Genomic DNA, 19,638 nt, shown 5'->3' on the forward strand with positions numbered 1-19,638 from the left:
AGCCTGATTAGACAAGAGGATGTCATGAGACGATTACTGACGACGTTAATTATCCTGCTGGTTGTGTTAGTTGCAGGGATGAGCGCATTAGTATTGCTGGTTAATCCTAATGACTTTCGCGCCTACATGGTCAAACAGGTAGAGAGAAAAAGTGGTTATCAGTTGCAACTGGAAGGAGATTTGCGTTGGCATGTCTGGCCCCAGCTTAGCATTATTGCTGGCCGGACCGCGCTGACTGCCCCCGGTGCGGCGGCACCGGTTGTCAGTGCTGAAAATATGCGGCTGGATGTCAAACTTTGGCCTCTATTATCACATCAACTTGAAGTAAAACAGGTGATGTTGAAAGGGGCGGTTATCCGCTTGACGCCCGACAGTGAAGCCCAACAACAGCCTGACGCTCCTGTTGCACCATCCGGTAATGTGCCTGTTAATGAGCACCGTGCCTGGAAGCTCGACATTAATAAAGTACAAATCGCTGATAGCCTGTTGATTTGGCAGCGGGCAGACAATGATCAAGTCAATGTACGTGATATCAATCTTGAACTTCAACAAGATGCCCAACGCCAAGTACATATCTCTCTCTCCAGCCGTGTTAACCGTAACCAACGTGATGTGACTTTCTCACTGGTCGCGGATGCAGACATGCGCCATTATCCACAGCAGTACAGCGCCAATATCAGCCAATTCAGTTATAAATTGGAAGGTGCGGATATTCCTGTTGGCGGCGTGAGCGGCGAAGGGACACTACAAGCCAGTTATCAACACGATATTCAACAATTATTGCTGAACCAACTGAGCTTCTCGGCTAATAACAACCAGTTGACGGGGACCGCCAAGGCCACCTTGGGGGAGGTACCCGATTATGTTATCAATTTGGCTGCCGACAATCTTAATCTGGATTCTATTTTTGGTTGGGAGTCTAAAAGTACGATTGCCAGCAAAGAAACGGCCAAACAGCTTGCCGTGACAGCGCCGGTGATTGCGATTCAGGCTGATGATGATGTCGGGCAGGACTTGCAGGCATTACGCGACTTTACCGCCCAAATATCGCTAACGGCGAATAACCTGGTCTATCGGGCGATTAAAATCAGTCAACTCAATCTTCAAGCCTCTAATCAGCGCGGGAATGTAGAGATTAGCCGCTTAACCGGTAGTGCGGTTGAGGGCGATTTTTCGTTGCCAGGCTCACTGGATGTGACGGGCAAGAGGGTCCTGGCTACCGTTAACCCAGTGATAAACCATATGGAATTGGGGCCGGTTCTATTGGCCGCCGGTTTGCCGCCGATGATGACGGGCAAATTTTCCATGAAAGCGCAGTTGTCTGGTGATGGCCTCAATGTTGAGGCATTCAACCACCGTTGGCAGGGGGATGCGCAGTTCGGCATGACTAATGCGCGGCTGGAAGGGCTGAATATTCAACAGCTTATTCAACAGGCGGTGACTCGCAGTTCCAGTGATGTCAAAGGTCAGGATCGTTATGAGCGTTATACTGAGGTTACACAGCTACAAGCGAGCCTGGCGTTGCACCGAGGATCAATGAAAGTCAGTAATCTTAGTGCCGATTCGGCGTTGATTTCTATTAAAGGTAATGGGTCACTTAATTTACCCGCACAGCAATGTGATATGAATCTGGCGGTGCGGGTTATGCAAGGCTGGAGCGGGCAAGATAGCCTGGTAAAAATGTTGCAAGCTACTGATATCCCTCTGCGCATTTATGGTCCGTGGACTCAGCTTAGCTATCAATTGAATGTCGAACAGTTGTTGCGTAATGAATTACAGCAGCGAGCTAAAAAAGCACTCAATGATTGGGCAGAGCGTAATCAACAAAACCGTGCTAGCAAAGATCTTAAAAAGCTTATCGATAAGCTTTAATTACCCATTATCTCCGATAGGCATGGCTGTTTATCGGAGATAATGACGGCATACTGTTATCTATTTGTTGTATAATTGTTCACCAATCTCGCCATTCAAAACATAAAATCCTCTCTCTTGCTCACAAACTACTATTTGTTTCTAAAATCTCTGCGAATCATTGATAGATGTCATAAACTCGCCGATGGACTTTGGGCAGAGTGCAGAGCCATTTAAGTATTTTAACGATAATAATGCTGAAGCAATATTTAGCAACACACAGCAACAGGCAAGATTCAGAGAGGGTATATGTTAGATCTTTTGATTGGGATAGTCGTGGCCGTAGGTGTAGGCCGTTATATTATTAAAGGCTATTCAGCAACAGGTGTGCTGATGGTCGGTGGCTTACTGCTATTAATTATCAGTGCCTTGATGGGCAAGAATGTATTACCTGCCAGTGCGACCTCAACCGGCTGGCGGGCGACGGACATTGTTGAATATGTCAAAATCTTGCTGATGAGCCGTGGTGGCGATCTTGGCATGATGATCATGATGTTATGTGGCTTTGCGGCTTATATGACCCATATCGGTGCCAATGATGTCGTGGTTAAGATTGCCTCTAAACCACTGCAAATGATCAATTCCCCATACTTACTGATGGTTGCGGCTTATCTTGTGGCTTGCTTGATGTCGTTGGCGGTATCATCGGCAACCGGGTTGGGCGTGTTACTGATGGCGACACTGTTCCCAGTGATGGTTAACGTCGGTATCAGTCGGGGTGCCGCAGCTGCAATCTGTGCATCACCGGCGGCAATTATTCTCGCGCCAACCTCAGGCGATGTGGTACTGGCAGCGAAAGCCTCTGAGATGCCATTAGTCGATTTTGCTTTTAAAACCACCTTACCTATCTCTATTGCCGCGATTGTCTGCATGGCTATCGCGCACTTCTTCTGGCAGCGCTATCTGGATAATAAAAGTCAGGAAAAGCATGAGATGATGGATGTTAATGACATCACCACCAATGCGCCGGGTTTCTATGCCATTTTACCCTTTACCCCGATTATCGGCGTGCTGATATTTGACGGTAAATGGGGGCCGGAACTGCATATTATTACAGTGTTGGTGATTTGCATGCTGATTGCCGCCGTCATTGAATTCTTACGCAGCTTCAGTGCTAAAACAGTATTTACCGGCCTTGAGGTGGCTTATCGTGGCATGGCCGATGCGTTTGCTACTGTAGTAATGCTTTTGGTTGCCGCCGGGGTATTTGCACAAGGGTTGAGTACCGTTGGTTTTATCAGTGGTCTGATTGGGCTAGCTCAATCTTTTGGTACCGGTGGCATTATTATGATGCTGGTACTGGTGGTGATTACGATGCTGGCGGCTATGACCACCGGGTCAGGCAATGCGCCGTTCTATGCGTTTGTTGAATTGATTCCAAAACTGGCAGCTCAGATGGGGATAAATCCAGCCTATCTGGTTATTCCGATGCTACAGGCTTCAAATTTGGGGCGTACTTTATCCCCGGTTTCAGGCGTGGTGGTTGCTGTTGCTGGTATGGCAAAAATTTCACCATTTGAAGTGGTGAAACGCACCTCGGTACCGGTTTTAGTCGGGTTGGTGGTGGTGATTGTTGCCACTGAGATTCTGGTGCCTGTGCACTTGTAATCACAATCTATCACGATAAAAAAGCCGGGCGAGTTTACCCGGCTTTTACGCCAAATCACGACGGTTTATTACACTTCATAATCTGGGTCAGGCACTTTCAACGGTGTTATTTTTACCTTCAAGATACGATGGCTGCTGACTTCCAACGGCTCAAATAGGTAGTCACCAATTTTCATCTGTTCACCGACCTGCGGGATGCGCTGGGTATACTCCATGATTAACCCGGCCAAGGTGTGATATTCACGTTTATCATCGATAGGTAGCGGCAGATAGAGCACCAAATCTTCCAGCGGCATATAGCCATTCGCAATCCAGCAACCATCCTCGGTTTGCTGAATATCATGACGGGCATCCAACTCTTCACCGGCCACGGGCAGATTACCGGCAATGGTTTCCATCACATCGGTCAGGGTAACCACCCCTTCGATGGAACCAAATTCATCCACGACAAAGGCAAAATGCGTCTGTGCCTGACGGAACTGCTCTAATGCCATCAACAGCGAAACCTGCTCGGGGAAAATCAACGGTTGGCGAATCAATGCGCGTAAGTCGAGCTTTTCATCTGCTAACTGCTGCCTTAATAAATCAATGACGTGAATAACACCCAAGGGTTCATCGGTCGAACTATCTTCAGTAACCACAATTCGGGTATGCAAATTTTTTGTCAGCAACTGAGTCAGTTTCTCTGGCGGATCGTTAAGATCCAGATACTCAACATCATGCCGTGATGTCATGATGCTGCTCACGGTACGTTGCGCCAGCCCCAACACCCGTTCAATCATGCGGCGTTCCTGCTCATTGAACACCTCTTGGCCGACACTGGTATTATCAGCGATCAGGTTAGCAGTATGGTTATCCAGCTCGGCCTCTTCGTGTTTGCCACTTAGCATACGTAACACTGCTTCTGCGGTTCTTTCACGTAACGGTCTAACCGTTGACAAAAAGCGACGGCGATTGAATTGTGCGAATTGATTGAGCGATTCAATAATGACGGAGAAACCAATCGCAGCGTACAGATACCCTTTTGGAATATGGTAACCAAAGCCTTCAGCCACTAAGCTGAAACCGATCATCAGTAAGAAGCTCAGACAGAGTATGACAATGGTTGGATGCGCGTTGACAAAACGGGTTAATGGCTTACTGGCCAACAGCATCAAACCTATGGCAATACACACCGCAGCCATCATGACCGCGAGGTGGTCTACCATACCGACGGCAGTAATAACCGAATCGAGCGAGAATATGGCATCCAGCACCACAATTTGTGCGACGACCGGCCAGAACCGTGCGCCTTTGCGCTGCTGACCTTGATGCTGGTCCTTGCCCTCAAGCCGCTCGTTTAACTCCATGGTGGCTTTAAAGAGCAGGAATATCCCACCGACTAGCATGATTAAGTCACGGGCGCTGAACGGGTGGCCAGATAAGGTGACCAAGGGAGCCGTTAATGTGGCCAGCCATGAAATACTGGCTAACAGCACCAAACGCATCAACAGTGCGCACAGTAAACCGGTAACTCTGGCTTTATCTCGTTGATGACGTGGAAGCTTTTCTGCCAAAATGGCGATAAATATCAGGTTGTCAATGCCTAATACAATTTCGAGCACGACCAGCGTTGCCAGTCCTGCCCAAATAGTAGGATCTGCGATCCATTCCATATATCCAATTTCACCTTTGATTTCTACGGCTTATGCCGCCAAAGTGAATAATGGGCTTATACTTGGGAATTTTCAAATCTAAATATAAAAATTGGATGAGATTGAAAATAAAAAGTATGCTAGAGAGTTACCGTAAACTTACATCTAAATGGTTGAAGTGGATATATTATTATGGTATGTAAATTCTGGTGAACATATAAAAATCACAGATGTTTCCTAGTTAAAGTCAAAGTTAATGCTATATAATAACCATAAAATAAAATGATTAATTGGGTGTGTTTTCCTTACTAAAATCATGCATTCTGCAATGCAAGATATGCGTAAACTATGCTGTAAATGTGACCAAATAGCTATTGGTAGCTGAAAAGCCAAGGGCGGTAGCATTGTAAAAACTAATTATTTAATAGAATATTATTTAAAGTGAAATAGTTTTCATTCTCATTTGTTGTGGCGGTACCTCTTTAGTTCAAACTTTATGGTGATTAAGGATATATGATGTTACTTCCCGTGATTATGGCTGGCGGTACGGGCAGCCGCCTGTGGCCGATGTCAAGAGAACTCTATCCAAAGCAATTTTTACGCTTGCACGGGGTGAATTCGATGTTGCAGGAGACTGTAAATCGTTTAGAAGGGATTTCTGTCAGAGAACCGGTTGTCATTTGTAACGAAGAACACCGTTTCCTGGTCGCAGAGCAGTTGCGACAAATTAATAAACTTTCACATAATATAATATTAGAACCCGTTGGCCGCAACACTGCCCCTGCAATTGCTTTAGCCGCATTAAATGCTATCTCTCAAGGCGACGACCCGATAATGTTGGTGTTGGCTGCTGACCATATCATCAATAACTGTAATGCATACCACCAGGCTATTATCGGTGCGATTCCTTTTGCTAAAAAGGATTGCCTGGTAACATTCGGGATTGTTCCGACCGGCCCAGAAACGGGTTATGGTTATATTCAACGTGGAGAATCGACAGTCAAAGAGGCTTTGGAAGCTTTTAGCGTCAAGCGGTTTGTTGAGAAACCTAATTCAGAAACTGCTGAACAATATATCAATTCTGGTGAATATTATTGGAATAGTGGCATGTTTATGTTCCGGGCCAAACGTTATATTCAAGAGTTAGAGAAATTTAGACCAGACATTCTTGATGCTTGTAAAGCTGCGATGAAGGATTCTGATTCAGACAAAGATTTCATCACTATAGATAAAGATCAGTTCAGTGCCTGCCCTGATGAGTCAATCGATTATGCGGTAATGGAGAAAACAAATAACGCCGTAGTGGTGCCGCTGGATGCGGGGTGGAGTGACGTTGGTTCCTGGTCCGCACTTTGGGATGTGAGTAACAAAGATAAATCAGGTAATGCCACTACAGGTGATACATTCCTGCATGATACACAGAATTGCTATATCAATACTGATGAGAAATTAGTTGCTGCAGTTGGTGTGGATAATTTAGTCATTGTCAGCACTAAAGATGCGGTGCTAGTGGTAGATAAATCTAAAGTACAAGACGTTAAAAAGATTGTTGAATATCTCAAGCAGACGAAACGTAGCGAGTATCGCCGTCACCGAGAAACTTATCGTCCTTGGGGGCGCTGCGATATTGTGGTTAATGAACAGCGTTTTAATGTTAACCGGATTACAGTTAAACCTGGTGGCGCGTTTTCCATGCAGATGCATCATCATCGGGCAGAGCACTGGATTGTGTTATCAGGAACAGCAAAAGTGACGATTGGCGACAAAACATTTTTAATTACTGAAAATCAATCGACATTTATCCCTATTGGTTCACTTCATATGTTGGAAAACCCCGGTAAGATCCCACTTGAGCTTATTGAAGTCCAGTCAGGTTCTTATCTAGGCGATGACGATATTATTCGAGTTAAAGACCATTATGGCCGTTGCTGATTTAGAGGAAACAATGAATACCTTAACTTGTTTTAAAGCTTATGATATCCGTGGTCAATTAGGTCCAGAGTTAAATGAAGATATTGCTTACCGTATTGGTCGAGCTTTTGGTGAATATCTAAAACCAAAAACTATCGTTGTCGGTGGCGATGTTCGTTTAACTAGTGAATCATTGAAAATGGCATTGGCAGAAGGTTTGATGGATGCTGGTAGCGATGTATTAGATATTGGTTTAAGTGGAACAGAAGAAATCTATTTCGCCACATTTTATTTAGGTGTTGATGGTGGAGTCGAAGTAACAGCCAGCCATAATCCGATGAACTATAACGGTATGAAGTTAGTTAGAGAGAATGCTAAACCCATTAGCGGTGATACAGGGTTATGCGATATCCAAAAACTTGCTGAAGAAAATAACTTTACTGTACCAGTTCAAAGTAAAAGAGGGAGTTATAAGAAGGTATCGGTCCTTAATGAATATATTGATCATTTGATGGGCTATATTGACTTTAAAAACTTTACCAAGCCTTTGAAGTTAGTAATAAATTCCGGTAATGGTGCGGCCGGACATGTTATTGATGAAATTGAAAAACGTTTTACTGCAGCCCATCTCCCTATCGAATTTGTAACAGTTCACCATCAGCCTGATGGTAATTTCCCCAATGGTATCCCTAATCCGCTGTTACCTGAATGTCGCGCGGACACGGCAAGAGCTGTTACCGAATCTGGTGCAGATATGGGCATAGCATTTGATGGAGATTTCGACCGCTGTTTCTTCTTCGATGAGAGTGGGCAATTTATTGAAGGTTATTATATTGTTGGTTTATTGGCTGAAGCTTTTTTGAAAAAAGAACCTGGTGCCAAGATTATTCATGATCCGCGTTTGACTTGGAATACTATAGATATAGTAGAAAAAGCTGGTGGCATTCCAATTATGTCAAAAACGGGGCATGCCTTTATCAAAGAAAGAATGCGTAAAGAAGATGCAATATATGGTGGAGAAATGAGTGCCCACCACTATTTCCGAGATTTTGCATACTGTGATAGTGGTATGATCCCATGGTTGTTAGTTGCAGAGTTGCTTTGCGTCAAAAATATGTCTTTAAGCCAATTTGTGGGTGAGAGAATGAAAGCATTCCCGGCCTCTGGTGAGATTAACCGTAAACTCACTGATGCTCACAAACACATTGCTCAAATTAGAGCTATTTACGAGCCTGATGCGACCAATATTGATTTAACCGATGGTGTCAATATTGAATACAGCGACTGGCGCTTTAATTTAAGAACGTCGAATACAGAGCCGGTTGTGCGCTTGAATGTTGAGTCTTTAGCTAATATTGAACTAATGAATGATAAGACTCAGGAAATTTTAGAATTACTAGGTAGGGAATAACAGTGAAAGAGATGTTATTGGCAATATATCGCTATCGAGGGTTTATTTTTGGCAGCGTAAAGCGTGATTTTCAATCGCGCTATCAGATGAGTATGCTGGGTATTTCTTGGTTAGTATTACAACCGTTATCCATGATTATCGTCTACACTGTCATTTTTTCTCAATTAATGCAAGCTAGGTTACCACAAACATCTGGATCCTTTTCATACAGTATATATTTGTGTTCAGGCATCTTAACCTGGGGGCTTTTTGCGGAGATTATATCTAGAAGTCAAAATGTATTTACCGACAATGCAAATTTATTAAAAAAATTAAATTTTCCCAGAATATGCTTACCAATTATTATTAGCATTTCATCATTACTTAATTTCATTATAATATTCACTATCTTTATTTTGTTTTTAATACTAAGTGGAAATTTTCCTGGAGTCGTTATTCTAGCAATGGTTCCTCTTCTTATACTACAGATAGTATTTTCCATAGGTCTAGGAATGACCGTAGGTGTGATCAATGTTTTCTTCCGAGATGTTGGGCAATTTATTAGTATCTTACTCCAATTCTGGTTTTGGTTTACTCCAATAGTATATATGGTTGGAACACTACCCGAATGGGCGCAAAAATTAATTAGATGGAATCCAATGGCTGGGCTGATTAATTCTTATCAGAACATTTTTGTTCATGGTCAATGGCCACAAGTGGGACCATTAAAATTAGTCATTGTATTATCTATTGTCTTTTGTTATCTAGGATTTAAGCTATTTAAAAAACACTCGGCAGACATGGTGGATGAACTATAATGAGTAGTATCATAGTAAATAATGTCGGAAAAGCTTATAAGCAATATCCGAATAAATTTAGTAGGTTTATCGAGTGGATCTCTATTCCGGCTAAAAAAAGACATACTGAAAAATGGATATTAAGAGATATAACCTTTACTATTAATCCTGGGGATTCTATAGGTATTATTGGCGTAAATGGTGCAGGGAAAAGTACGTTACTAAAGATGATCACTGGGACGACGACACCTACAACTGGCTCAATACACACTGAGGGAAGAGTTGCTGCGTTGCTCGAGCTAGGTATGGGCTTTCATCCCGATTTCACAGGACGGCAGAATGCGTATATGGCAGGGCAACTTTTAGGCTTCAGTCAAGAAGAGATCAATGGCATTATGCCGGAGATTGAAAGCTTTGCCGCCGTGGGAGATTATTTTGATAAGCCAGTAAGAACTTATTCAAGTGGGATGCAGGCAAGAGTAGCATTCTCTGTTGCTACAGCCGTAAAACCTGATATTTTAATTGTCGATGAGGCATTAAGTGTCGGGGATTTGGCATTTCAAGCTAAATGTATGCAGCGAATGAATTCTTTATTAGCGGATAAAGTTACTATTCTTTTCGTAAGTCATTCATTAGCACAAGTCAGACAATTTTGTAATAGAGCAATCTATATTGCTGATGGAAAGATTAAATCTATTGGTGATGCTGCGACTGTTTGTGATTTTTACCAAAATGATCTTGTTGAAAATAAATCTAGCAATAAAAATTCTAAAAATGTTGAGATTAATTATACTGAGGTTGTAGCGAACGAAATTAAAGTCGATCCTAATCTACGAGCTAATTCATTACTTATAGACACAGGAACCAAGAGCCTGGAATTTATTAGTTTTGATATTCTAAATTCAGATGAGATTGAAAGTAATACTTTCTATGCCCAAGATGAGGTAGTATTTAAAGCTGTCATTCGTTGCAATGACGCTACCCCAGAAGGAGCCGTTATCGGATTATTAATCGGAGATAAGGCTGGTTTCCCTTTACTCAGCATGAATTCCAATTACTATAATAAGAGACTTCCATTAATGAATAAGGGTATGGTGTCTATTATAACTTGGCGATTTAAAATACCATTTTTTATGGGAGATTACAGAGTAGATATAGGCATAAAAGAGGACCCGTATTCCCCTAACTTTTATGATAGAGTTTTTTGTGCGAAGGTATTTACCGTGAATACCCCTAGTAATCTTTTAAAAAATAATTTTGGAGGGATACTTTATGTTCCAGCAGATGTTGAAATTTTTCAAAAATAATAAAGATACTACTAACGTAGATTATTCTCAGAATACTAGTGAAGTTAGCAATGTATCTGTTGAAGAATGCTTAGATGAAACTAAAGATTATTCCCTTTATAGCGGTGAACGGCAGACCTCTAATACAATTGATGGTATTCGGCGTGATCATACGTCAAGATATGAGTTGGCTATAGAGATCATAAGACAGAAAAAACACATCATCATAAATGCTGCAGATATTTTTTGCGGGAATGGATATGGTATTTTTATGTTGTCTTCTGAATTCGAACAGGCCAATTTTATTGGTCTTGATGGTTCTTCTGAAGCGATCTTAGAAGCTAATAAAAATTACGTTAAAGAAAATAATATTTTCGCTAATAAACTTTTTCCATTCACACTGCCCGTCAATGTATTTGATGTAATAACCTGCTTTGAGTCACTTGAGCACGTAGATAAAGATGAACAACTTTTTGACGAAATCAAAAAATCATGTAAAAAAGATGGATTGATTATAGTTTCTGTACCCAATCAGGAGAAACACAGTTTAGATCTGAATCCACATAAATTTCATTTTAGACATTACACTCATTTAGATTTTTTATCTAAATTCAGTAATGGTTTAGAATTGCTAACATGGTATGGCCAAGATGTTTATCAATTTGATGAGCATGGAATCAATACACATCAATTGTTGAATGAAAATGCAATGTTGCCTGTTGAAAAGGTTCAAGGCCAGGTAAATATATATGTATTCCAAAAAAGATAATAAATATATATTTTTTTGGTTACCTTATGATGTGAAATATACGCATAAAACTTTTTTAACTAGCTTATATCTAGCACTAGATAGGTTTCCAATCAAAAATGCTATTCATATAGGCCAAAAAAAAATTTTCGAACCTCCATCTGCTGATATACCTGAAAATTGGTTAGCATCTTATGATGCTAACATACCCACAGAAGATTTATTAACATCGATTGATAAAATTTTAATCAATCCTGAAATATTTGATGAATTGGAAAAAAAATACAAATCAAAAAATATTGTTTGGGGAAAATTATTAACTGAGCGGTATTTACCTCTTGAGATTTTACTAAATGACATTTTTAATGATTTAGTATCAAAGTATGAAATTTCTGCCATTGTGCTGTGGTGTAATATTCCTAGTGTTGTTTATATTGCTGAGCAGATGAAAATAAAAGTTATACACAATGAGATGGGGCCTCTGCGGGCACCTAATTATGTAGGAACTTGCTATTTTGATTTCAGCGGCGTGAATGGCAATACAGAAGCTAGTAAAAGGTTTACTTCTTTTAGCAAAGAAAAAGATTTTATTGAGATTATTCAGTTTGATAGAAATTATTTATTAAATTTACTTAAAATAGAAGGGCAAGAAAAAGAAAGATTGATTGAAGAAGTATATGATATTGGTGTTCCATTACAAGTAGAAGATGATTCAAATATTATTGCATTTTCAAATGGATTCTCTAATTTTGAGTTGATAAATTATTGTCGCTCTTTATCAAATAATATTTTGATTCGTAAACATCCTTCTGGATATATAAATTACTCTGAGATAACTCCAAATAGTGAGGAGTTAACTCCCCAAGATTTTATAGATAAATGTCGGAATATAGTGACTATAAATTCTAGTGTTGGTCTCGAAGCTATTTTATATGGCAAAAAGACAATAATCTTAGGTGATTCCCCATTCAAGTTATTAAGTGAATGTACGGATAGAGAATATGCTGGTAAGTTTCTTGATTTTACTGTTCTAAATTATTTAATTCCATTAGAATTTTTATATGATAAAAATTATTATGACTGGAGACTCTCAAATCCTAGTGAAAAGGAAATTCGCAATTTTCATCTTAACTATTATTTAGAAAAAATAATGGAGAGAAAAATGCTTTTTAATGAACTTAGAAAGGAAATTAGTGAGTTCACTAGTAAGCTTAATGAACTTAATCAAGAGGTTTGTGAACTAAATAATAAGGTCAATGAAATTAAGGATGAATTAGATTGCTATAAAAGGGATAGCTCGCGAGAGGAGATTAATATAATAAAATATTGTAAGAGTATTATATCACTGATAGTTAAGCCGATAAAATATTTTATTAATTCAGTCAAAAGTAAAAAAACAAAGGAATAAAGTCATACATCTATAACAAGATGGCTCTATTTTTTTGAAATGAGTATTCTCATAAAAATCAGTTATGATTTGAAGGTAAATATGAAAAGTAAGGTGCTTTTGTTAAGTACATATCCGTTAGTCAAACCACGGCATGGGGGACAGATAAGATTAGCTAATATTAAAAAGGCATATGAAAGTAATGGTTTTGACGTAATAAATTTTGCTTTATACGAGCCTGAAAACTATCCTAAAAGTGATGTTGATTCTCATGATCTACCTTTTGATTTTAATTCACCTTATAGGAAATTTGATGGAAAATTAGTTCCACTTATTACTGATCTTCAATGTGGCGAATATGTATCTAAAGATAGGGATTTTTTTGATAAACTGATAAAAATAATACCTAAAGATATTGATGTTATACATGTTGAGCAGCCTTGGTTATGGCCTTTAACTGAGCGATTAATTAGTGAATTTTTTGTTAGAAGACCTATATTAATATATGGTTCACAAAATATTGAATGGATACTTAAAAAAGATATTTTAGAAAGTTATTCAATCAACGAAGCTGAATCTATTATCCAAAAAATAAAAGAATTAGAAATTAGTGCAACTCAACAAGCTGATATTGTATGTGCTGTAACAGAAAATGATTTAGATGTATTATCTACTTATGGTGCACAGAATGTAATTCTTGCCAGAAATGGAATTTCAAAATGGACAGCGGCAAAGGACCGACTAGATTATTGGCGAAGTCAACTACCAATGGTCCCTTGGATTTTGTATGTGGCTAGCGGACACCCCCCTAACTTTACGGGGTTTAAAGCCTGTATCGGTGATTCTTTAGCTTGTATACCTCCAGACTCCAAACTTGTCGTTGTTGGCAGTGTGTGCGAAAGTCTTTACGGTCAATTAGTTGATACTGATTACAATAGTATAAATAAAAGTAGGCTTCAGTTACTTTATATGCTCTCAGATGAAGATTTGGCTGCAGTAAAGGAACTTGCAACGGCTTTTCTTTTACCAATCCCACATGGTGGTGGATCTAATATCAAAACGGCAGAAGCTATTTTTTCGAAAAAATATGTTATTGCCACTGAAACAGCATTAAGAGGCTATGAGCGTTATAAAGATCTTGATAAAATAAAAATTTGTCATAATAGTCAGGATTTTACTTCATCTATCAGGTCTATCTTAAACGATAAATCGCAATGCACTACAACTGAAGAGCCGAATAACCTAGATGATTTACTTTGGGAACATTGCCTTCAGATTATTCCACAAACTGTAAAAAAAGTAATTGAGGGAAAATAAATGTCATCTATCTGGATGGACGTTACTACTATTAGTAAATGGAATCGTCCTGCTGTTGGAATAATTAGAGTTGAAGCTGAATGTGCAAAATATGCTATTGGACAAACTGATAATGATATAAAATTCTGTGTATATGATCCTCTCGTCGGGTATTATGAAGTTAGTCGGGATACTGTAAACTCCTATTTTGCTAATTTTTCTAAGTATCAAAAAAAATCAATATTAATTGACGATGCATCTAAAATAGGATTTGAACAGAGGCTAAAGACTTTATTTTTGAAGTATAACTCCAAACTACCTCGTTCTATTTCATCTTCCTTACATTCGTTTCTTGTCAGAAAAAAAAGTGCTTTTGGATATTTTCTTGGTAGTGCAAGGCACCTGAAGGCTGGTCTAAAAGAACTCTTCGCTAAACATGAAAAAAATTCTTCTAATGTAAAAGCTAAAGCCAATAAATTAGAAAGAGATTCTCCTTTTGCAGCGAATGATGTTTATTTATCCTTAGGACTAGATTGGGATCAGAAAGATTTAACCTATTTATATTCTCTTAAAAAAGAGTTTTCTTTAAACGTTATATTATTTTGCTATGACGTAATTCCAGTGAAACTGCCTCACCTTTGTGTCGGTAATGTTTCAGCTGCCTTTAGGCATTATTTTTCAAATGTGGCGTGGTGTGCTGATAAAATATTATGTATCTCAGACTGTTCCAGAAAAGATCTCCGTGAACTTTTAGTTGAAATGGGTACACCAATTCCTGAGTTAAATGTTATACAATTGGGATGTGATTTACCTAATTTGAAAAATAATGAAGTAATGGAATTACCAGCTGATCTTAAAAATAGTGAATATATTCTTTTTGTGTCAACAGTTGAAAGAAGAAAAAATCATGAAACTTTATATAAGGCATATATCAATCTAATAGAGGAAAAGTGTGAGAATTTACCTATACTCGTATTTGTAGGTATGCCAGGTTGGGGAGTTCATGACTTTCTTCAAGATATTGCTCTTGACCCTAGAGTAAAAGATAAAATTAAAATTTTCAATAATATTGAAGATAACATGCTCTCACTTTTGTATAGAAACAGCCTCTTCAGTGTATATCCGTCGTTGTATGAAGGCTGGGGACTGCCTGTATCTGAAAGTCTAGCATATGGAAAATTTTGCTTAGCTTCAAATGCAGCCTCTATACCAGAAGCTGGAGGAGACTTTATTGAGTATATATCTCCTTGGGATGTTGTTGGTTGGACTGAAGCGCTTAAGAAGTATATTTATAACAAAGAATTACTAGTGGATAAAGAGAACAGTATAAGGAATTATTATAAAGTTAACTCTTGGAGTTTATCTGCCGAGACTATTTTTGAACAAGTAAAAACTATTAATAAATAAAACAGAGGTTAGAATGAAAACTGCAGTAATTACCGGTGTTACAGGTCAAGATGGTGCATATCTGGCTGAATTGTTACTTGAGAAAGGCTATAAAGTTTATGGCACCTATCGCCGTACCAGTTCTGTAAACTTCTGGCGTATTGAAGAATTAGGTATCGACAAACATCCTAATCTCCATTTAGTCGAATATGACCTCACTGATCTTTCTGCTAGCATCCGTTTGTTGCAATCAACACAAGCAACGGAAGTTTATAACCTTGCAGCTCAAAGTTTTGTTGGTGTTTCTTTCGATCAACCTGTAACAACGGCGGAAATTACAGGTATTGGTCCACTGAACTTATTAGAAGCCATTCGTATTGTTAATACTAAAATTCGTTTTTATCAGGCATCTACTTCTGAAATGTTCGGGAAAGTTCAAGCTATACCACAAATCGAAGAGACTCCATTCTATCCACGTAGTCCTTATGGTGTAGCTAAGTTATACGCGCACTGGATGACAATCAACTATCGTGAGAGTTACGGTATTTTTGGTTGTAGTGGTATTCTCTTTAATCATGAGTCTCCTCTGCGTGGACGTGAGTTTGTTACCCGTAAAATTACAGATTCAGTCGCAAAAATTAAATTAGGTAAACTGGATATTCTTGAATTAGGGAATATGGATGCCAAACGTGACTGGGGTTTTGCCAAAGAATATGTAGAAGGCATGTGGCGTATGCTGCAAGCAGATGTTCCTGATACTTTTGTTCTGGCGACCAACCGTACCGAAACTGTACGTGATTTCGTATCTATGGCATTTAAAGCTGCAGGTTTCAATTTGCGATTTGAGGGTAAAGATGACAATGAAGTTGGGATCGACATTGAAACAGGAAACACTTTAGTTAAAGTTAATCCGAAGTTCTACCGCCCTGCTGAAGTTGAATTGTTAATTGGTAACCCTCAAAAAGCCAAGGATGTACTTGGTTGGGAGCCTAAAACTACATTAGAAGAACTTTGCCAGATGATGGTGGAAGAAGATCTCCGTCGTAATCAACAAGGTTTCTCATTCTGATGGTAATGAATGGCAAACGTGCCCTGATCACCGGTATTCAGGGATTTACGGGCCATTATATGGCAGCGGAGTTATCCGCTGCCGGCTACCGGGTATTTGGTTTAGGTTCACAGCCCTCAAATGAGCCTGATTATTTTCAAGTGGATTTACTTGATGCTAGCGGGCTTACTTCTATTATTGAGCAGGTAAGACCGGATCTTGTTATTCACCTTGCCGCAATTGCATTTGTCGGGCATGGAGATCCTGGCGCTTTTTATGATGTCAATGTTGTTGGTACCAGGAATTTATTGGCCGCATTGAGTAGTGTTGCGTCTACTATAGACGCAGTTTTGCTTGCCAGCAGTGCTAATGTTTATGGTAACACTCAAGCTGGTATGTTGAGTGAAACAGCTGTGGTGAATCCTGCTAATGATTATGCCGTCAGCAAGTTAGCCATGGAATATATGGCTAAATTATGGTCTGAAAAATTACCGATTATCATTGTTCGTCCCTTTAACTATACCGGTGTCGGACAATCAAATAATTTCTTATTGCCTAAAATAGTCTCTCACTTCAAACGTAAAGCCGACGAAATAGAGTTAGGCAATTTAGACGTATGGCGTGACTTTACGGATGTTAGAGCATTAGTAAAAGCATATTTAGGACTACTAACAGCCAAACCTATTGGCGAGATTGTTAACGTCTGCTCTGGTAGAACCTATTCATTACGTGAAGTAATTAGGATATGCGAAGAAATAACCTCACACAGTCTATCAATTCGCGTTAATCCAGCTTTTATTCGTGCTAATGAAGTAAAAACGTTATGCGGTGATGCGAGCAAATTACAAAGTATTGTTGATGGATGGAATACGCCGCCATTAGAGCAAACACTACGCTGGATGCTGGAAAGAAAATAATGAGAGTGGTTTTTTCTATTGACTCTATTAAATACCCACTGACGGGTATTGGCCGCTACACATATGAGTTAGCCCGAGAGCTGCAAAACAACGACGATATCTCAGATCTCTTGTTTTTACAGGGTAGAAAAATATCTCGGGATTTGCCTGCTGTTAAGGCTGAGTCGAGTGCTACTTCAGGGTTAAAAACTGCGGTAAAAAATAGTGCAATTGCGAGTGAGTTGTATCGGCTTTCTGCTCCGTGGCTAAAAAGTTTGGCATTAAAACCTTACCAGGGTTTTATTTACCATAGCACCAATTTTTATTTACCCCCGCGAGTTGATAATGCTGTCTCAACTTTTCATGATCTTTCGATTTTTAAATGGCCACAGTGCCATCCAGAAAATCGTGTACGATATATGCAAAAAGAATTATTACTCACGATAAAAAGGGCGAAAGTCTTAATTACTGACTCTGAATTTACTCGTAAAGAGTTAGCCGAGTATTTTGATTACCCTGTTGAAAAAATAGTTTCAGCGCCGTTAGCCAGTAGTGGTGAATTTTATCCACGAGAGTATGTGTCTCTGCAAAATTTAATGACCCGCTTGAACTTGGTTGCAGGACAATACACATTATTTACCGGTACTATCGAACCAAGAAAAAATATTGCAACCTTACTTGATGTTTATGAACGCCTGCCTTTGGATCTTCGCTCTCGGTATCCCTTGGTAATATGTGGCTTCTCTGGATGGAACAGTGAGTCATTACATCGCCGTTTTGAATTAGCCACACAACAAGGCTGGTTATTATACCTTGGCTATTTAAGTTCGGATGATCTTCCTTTGCTTTTTTCTGGCGCAAGGACATTTCTATTTCCTTCATTATATGAGGGGTTTGGCTTACCCGTTCTTGAGGCTATGGCATCAGGTATCCCTGTCGTTTGTTCAAATGCGGCATCATTGCCTGAGGTCATAGGTGAGTCGGGTCTAATGTGCGATGCCTTGGATGTTGAGGGGCTGACTACCGCTATCGTTAAAAGTTTGCAGGATGAAGGTTGGCGAAATAAGGCGATAGCAGCAGGGCTCGCCAGAGCTAGTACATTCTCCTGGAAGCGATGCACTCAGGAAACAATTAAAGCCTATAAGCAGGTATAATAATATAATGCTAAAAGTACTGCATTTTTATAAAACATATTACCCAGATTCTTTCGGCGGTATTGAACAGGTTATTTTTCAATTATGTGAAGGTGGAGCGAGTAAAGGTATCGATTCTACAGTGCTTTCTTTAAGTAAGCGTGGTGGTATTATAAATAAAAAAATAGGAACACATACCGTATATTGTTCACCTGTAAATTTTGAAGCGGCCTCAACTCCTTTTTCTTTTCAAGCGATTAAAGATTTCAAAAAATTGGCGCAGCAGGCTGACATTATTCATTATCATTTTCCGTTTCCTTTTATGGATATGGTTCACTTTATATCTGGTATTAATAAACCAACGGTTGTTAGTTATCATTCTGATATTGTTAAGCAAAAAAATATTTTAAAGATATATACACCATTGATGAACCTATTTCTTGGTAGTGTTTCCCGAATTGTTGCTGCATCGCCAAATTATGTTGCCACAAGTGCAACTTTAAAGAAATTCTCTCGAAAAGTAAGTGTGATACCTTACGGTTTAGATGAGGATTCATATCCAACGCCACTATCTGAACGCATTGATTTCTGGAAAAATAAATTCGGAACACGTTTTTTTCTGTTTATTGGTGCCTTTCGTTATTATAAAGGTCTTCACATTCTAATCGAAGCAGCTAAAAATTCATCTTATCCGATTGTGATTGTCGGAGCTGGCCCAATTGAATCAGAATTAAAAAAACAGGCGGAAAAATTAGATATACAGAATATCTATTTTCTTGGTGCCGTATCTGACGAAGATAAAGCTTCATTACTATCACTTTGTTATGCCGTAGTCTTTCCATCACATTTGCGCTCTGAGGCTTTTGGCATCACCTTATTAGAGGGCGCGATGTATGGTAAGCCTCTAATTTCGAGTGAGATTGGTACAGGTACGACATTTATAAATATTGATCAACAGACTGGATTAGTTGTTCCCCCATCAGATCCTGTCGCGTTGAGAACTGCGATGGATCAGTTATGGGATGATATTGAGTTATCAGAAAAATTTGGCCGAAATGCCCGAAATCGCTATTTAGAAAATTTCACCTCCGAGAAAATGGTTTCGAGTTATATAGACTTATATAATGAAATTATCGATAAGTAAGCATTATTGCTAGAAAGTCTAAGACATTATTACTATTTTGATTTAGCTAAGATATTAATCTAT

General features: G+C 39.3%; 15 protein-coding genes and 1 pseudogene. 15 read left to right on the plus strand and 1 reads right to left on the minus strand.

Translation table 11 applies throughout. The features are described 5' to 3' along the window. Window positions 1-24 precede the first annotated feature (24 nt). Both asmA and dcuC read left to right on the plus strand, forming a co-directional pair. Window positions 25-1,872 carry an outer membrane assembly protein AsmA gene (gene asmA / locus Q2T71_RS06230; RefSeq protein WP_372558459.1) on the plus strand — a complete coding sequence of 616 codons (1,848 nt, stop codon included), beginning with the start codon at window positions 25-27 and terminating at the stop codon, window positions 1,870-1,872. Between the two features lie 288 nt (window positions 1,873-2,160). Next, window positions 2,161-3,519 (plus strand): anaerobic C4-dicarboxylate transporter DcuC, encoded by a 1,359-nt coding sequence (dcuC, locus tag Q2T71_RS06235; RefSeq protein WP_005187706.1) that lies wholly within the window; start codon window positions 2,161-2,163, stop codon window positions 3,517-3,519. 68 nt (window positions 3,520-3,587) lie between these two features. Here the strand turns inward: dcuC and Q2T71_RS06240 are convergent, their stop codons facing one another. Further along, window positions 3,588-5,174, minus strand: a complete 1,587-nt coding sequence (locus Q2T71_RS06240; protein ID WP_372558460.1) for a TerC family protein — start codon at window positions 5,172-5,174, stop codon at window positions 3,588-3,590. A 495-nt stretch (window positions 5,175-5,669) separates the two neighbouring features. Between Q2T71_RS06240 and Q2T71_RS06245 the strand changes: the two genes are divergently transcribed. The 13 genes and pseudogenes from Q2T71_RS06245 to Q2T71_RS06305 all read left to right on the plus strand — a co-directional run bounded on the left by Q2T71_RS06245 (window position 5,670) and on the right by Q2T71_RS06305 (window position 19,575). Next, entirely contained in the window at window positions 5,670-7,085 is a 1,416-nt protein-coding gene (locus tag Q2T71_RS06245; protein WP_372559854.1) for a mannose-1-phosphate guanylyltransferase/mannose-6-phosphate isomerase, read from the plus strand. Between the two features lie 13 nt (window positions 7,086-7,098). Then, a complete protein-coding gene (gene cpsG / locus Q2T71_RS06250; protein WP_372559855.1) occupies window positions 7,099-8,475 on the plus strand; it encodes a phosphomannomutase CpsG in 1,377 nt (458 codons plus the stop codon). A gap of 11 nt (window positions 8,476-8,486) precedes the next feature. Continuing rightward, window positions 8,487-9,272 (plus strand): ABC transporter permease, encoded by a 786-nt coding sequence (locus tag Q2T71_RS06255; protein ID WP_372559856.1) that lies wholly within the window; start codon window positions 8,487-8,489, stop codon window positions 9,270-9,272. Next, window positions 9,272-9,952: pseudogene (locus tag Q2T71_RS06260) on the plus strand (ABC transporter ATP-binding protein); the annotation flags it as partial. The gene Q2T71_RS06255 and the pseudogene Q2T71_RS06260, both read left to right, overlap by 1 nt. Window positions 9,953-10,102: 150 nt before the next feature. Then, entirely contained in the window at window positions 10,103-10,558 is a 456-nt protein-coding gene (locus Q2T71_RS06265; protein WP_372559857.1) for a Wzt carbohydrate-binding domain-containing protein, read from the plus strand. After that, window positions 10,524-11,306, plus strand: a complete 783-nt coding sequence (locus Q2T71_RS06270) for a class I SAM-dependent methyltransferase (RefSeq protein ID WP_372558461.1) — start codon at window positions 10,524-10,526, stop codon at window positions 11,304-11,306. The genes Q2T71_RS06265 and Q2T71_RS06270 overlap by 35 nt, the downstream gene beginning before the upstream one ends. Then, entirely contained in the window at window positions 11,287-12,693 is a 1,407-nt protein-coding gene (locus tag Q2T71_RS06275) for a hypothetical protein (RefSeq protein ID WP_372558462.1), read from the plus strand. The genes Q2T71_RS06270 and Q2T71_RS06275 overlap by 20 nt, the downstream gene beginning before the upstream one ends. An 81-nt stretch (window positions 12,694-12,774) precedes the next feature. Continuing rightward, the gene (locus Q2T71_RS06280) at window positions 12,775-13,989 is read left to right on the plus strand and encodes a hypothetical protein (RefSeq protein WP_372558463.1); all 1,215 of its coding nucleotides are present in this window, start codon (window positions 12,775-12,777) and stop codon (window positions 13,987-13,989) included. Beyond that, window positions 13,990-15,375, plus strand: a complete 1,386-nt coding sequence (locus tag Q2T71_RS06285) for a glycosyltransferase family 4 protein (RefSeq protein ID WP_372558464.1) — start codon at window positions 13,990-13,992, stop codon at window positions 15,373-15,375. It abuts the gene before it with no gap. 13 nt (window positions 15,376-15,388) lie between these two features. After that, window positions 15,389-16,423, plus strand: coding sequence for a GDP-mannose 4,6-dehydratase (gene gmd, locus Q2T71_RS06290; protein ID WP_372558465.1), 1,035 nt, complete (start codon window positions 15,389-15,391; stop codon window positions 16,421-16,423). Window positions 16,424-16,428: 5 nt separating this feature from the next. Further along, the gene (locus Q2T71_RS06295; RefSeq protein WP_372559858.1) at window positions 16,429-17,319 is read left to right on the plus strand and encodes a GDP-mannose 4,6-dehydratase; all 891 of its coding nucleotides are present in this window, start codon (window positions 16,429-16,431) and stop codon (window positions 17,317-17,319) included. Continuing rightward, complete coding sequence (locus tag Q2T71_RS06300; protein WP_372559859.1) at window positions 17,319-18,452, plus strand: glycosyltransferase family 4 protein; 1,134 nt, start codon at window positions 17,319-17,321, stop codon at window positions 18,450-18,452. Before Q2T71_RS06295 ends, Q2T71_RS06300 begins: the two co-directional genes overlap by 1 nt. A 7-nt stretch (window positions 18,453-18,459) precedes the next feature. Continuing rightward, window positions 18,460-19,575 carry a glycosyltransferase family 4 protein gene (locus Q2T71_RS06305; protein WP_372558466.1) on the plus strand — a complete coding sequence of 372 codons (1,116 nt, stop codon included), beginning with the start codon at window positions 18,460-18,462 and terminating at the stop codon, window positions 19,573-19,575. Window positions 19,576-19,638 lie beyond the last annotated feature (63 nt).

Source organism: Yersinia sp. 1652 StPb PI (assembly GCF_041538345.1).
Lineage (GTDB): Bacteria > Pseudomonadota > Gammaproteobacteria > Enterobacterales > Enterobacteriaceae > Yersinia > Yersinia enterocolitica_E.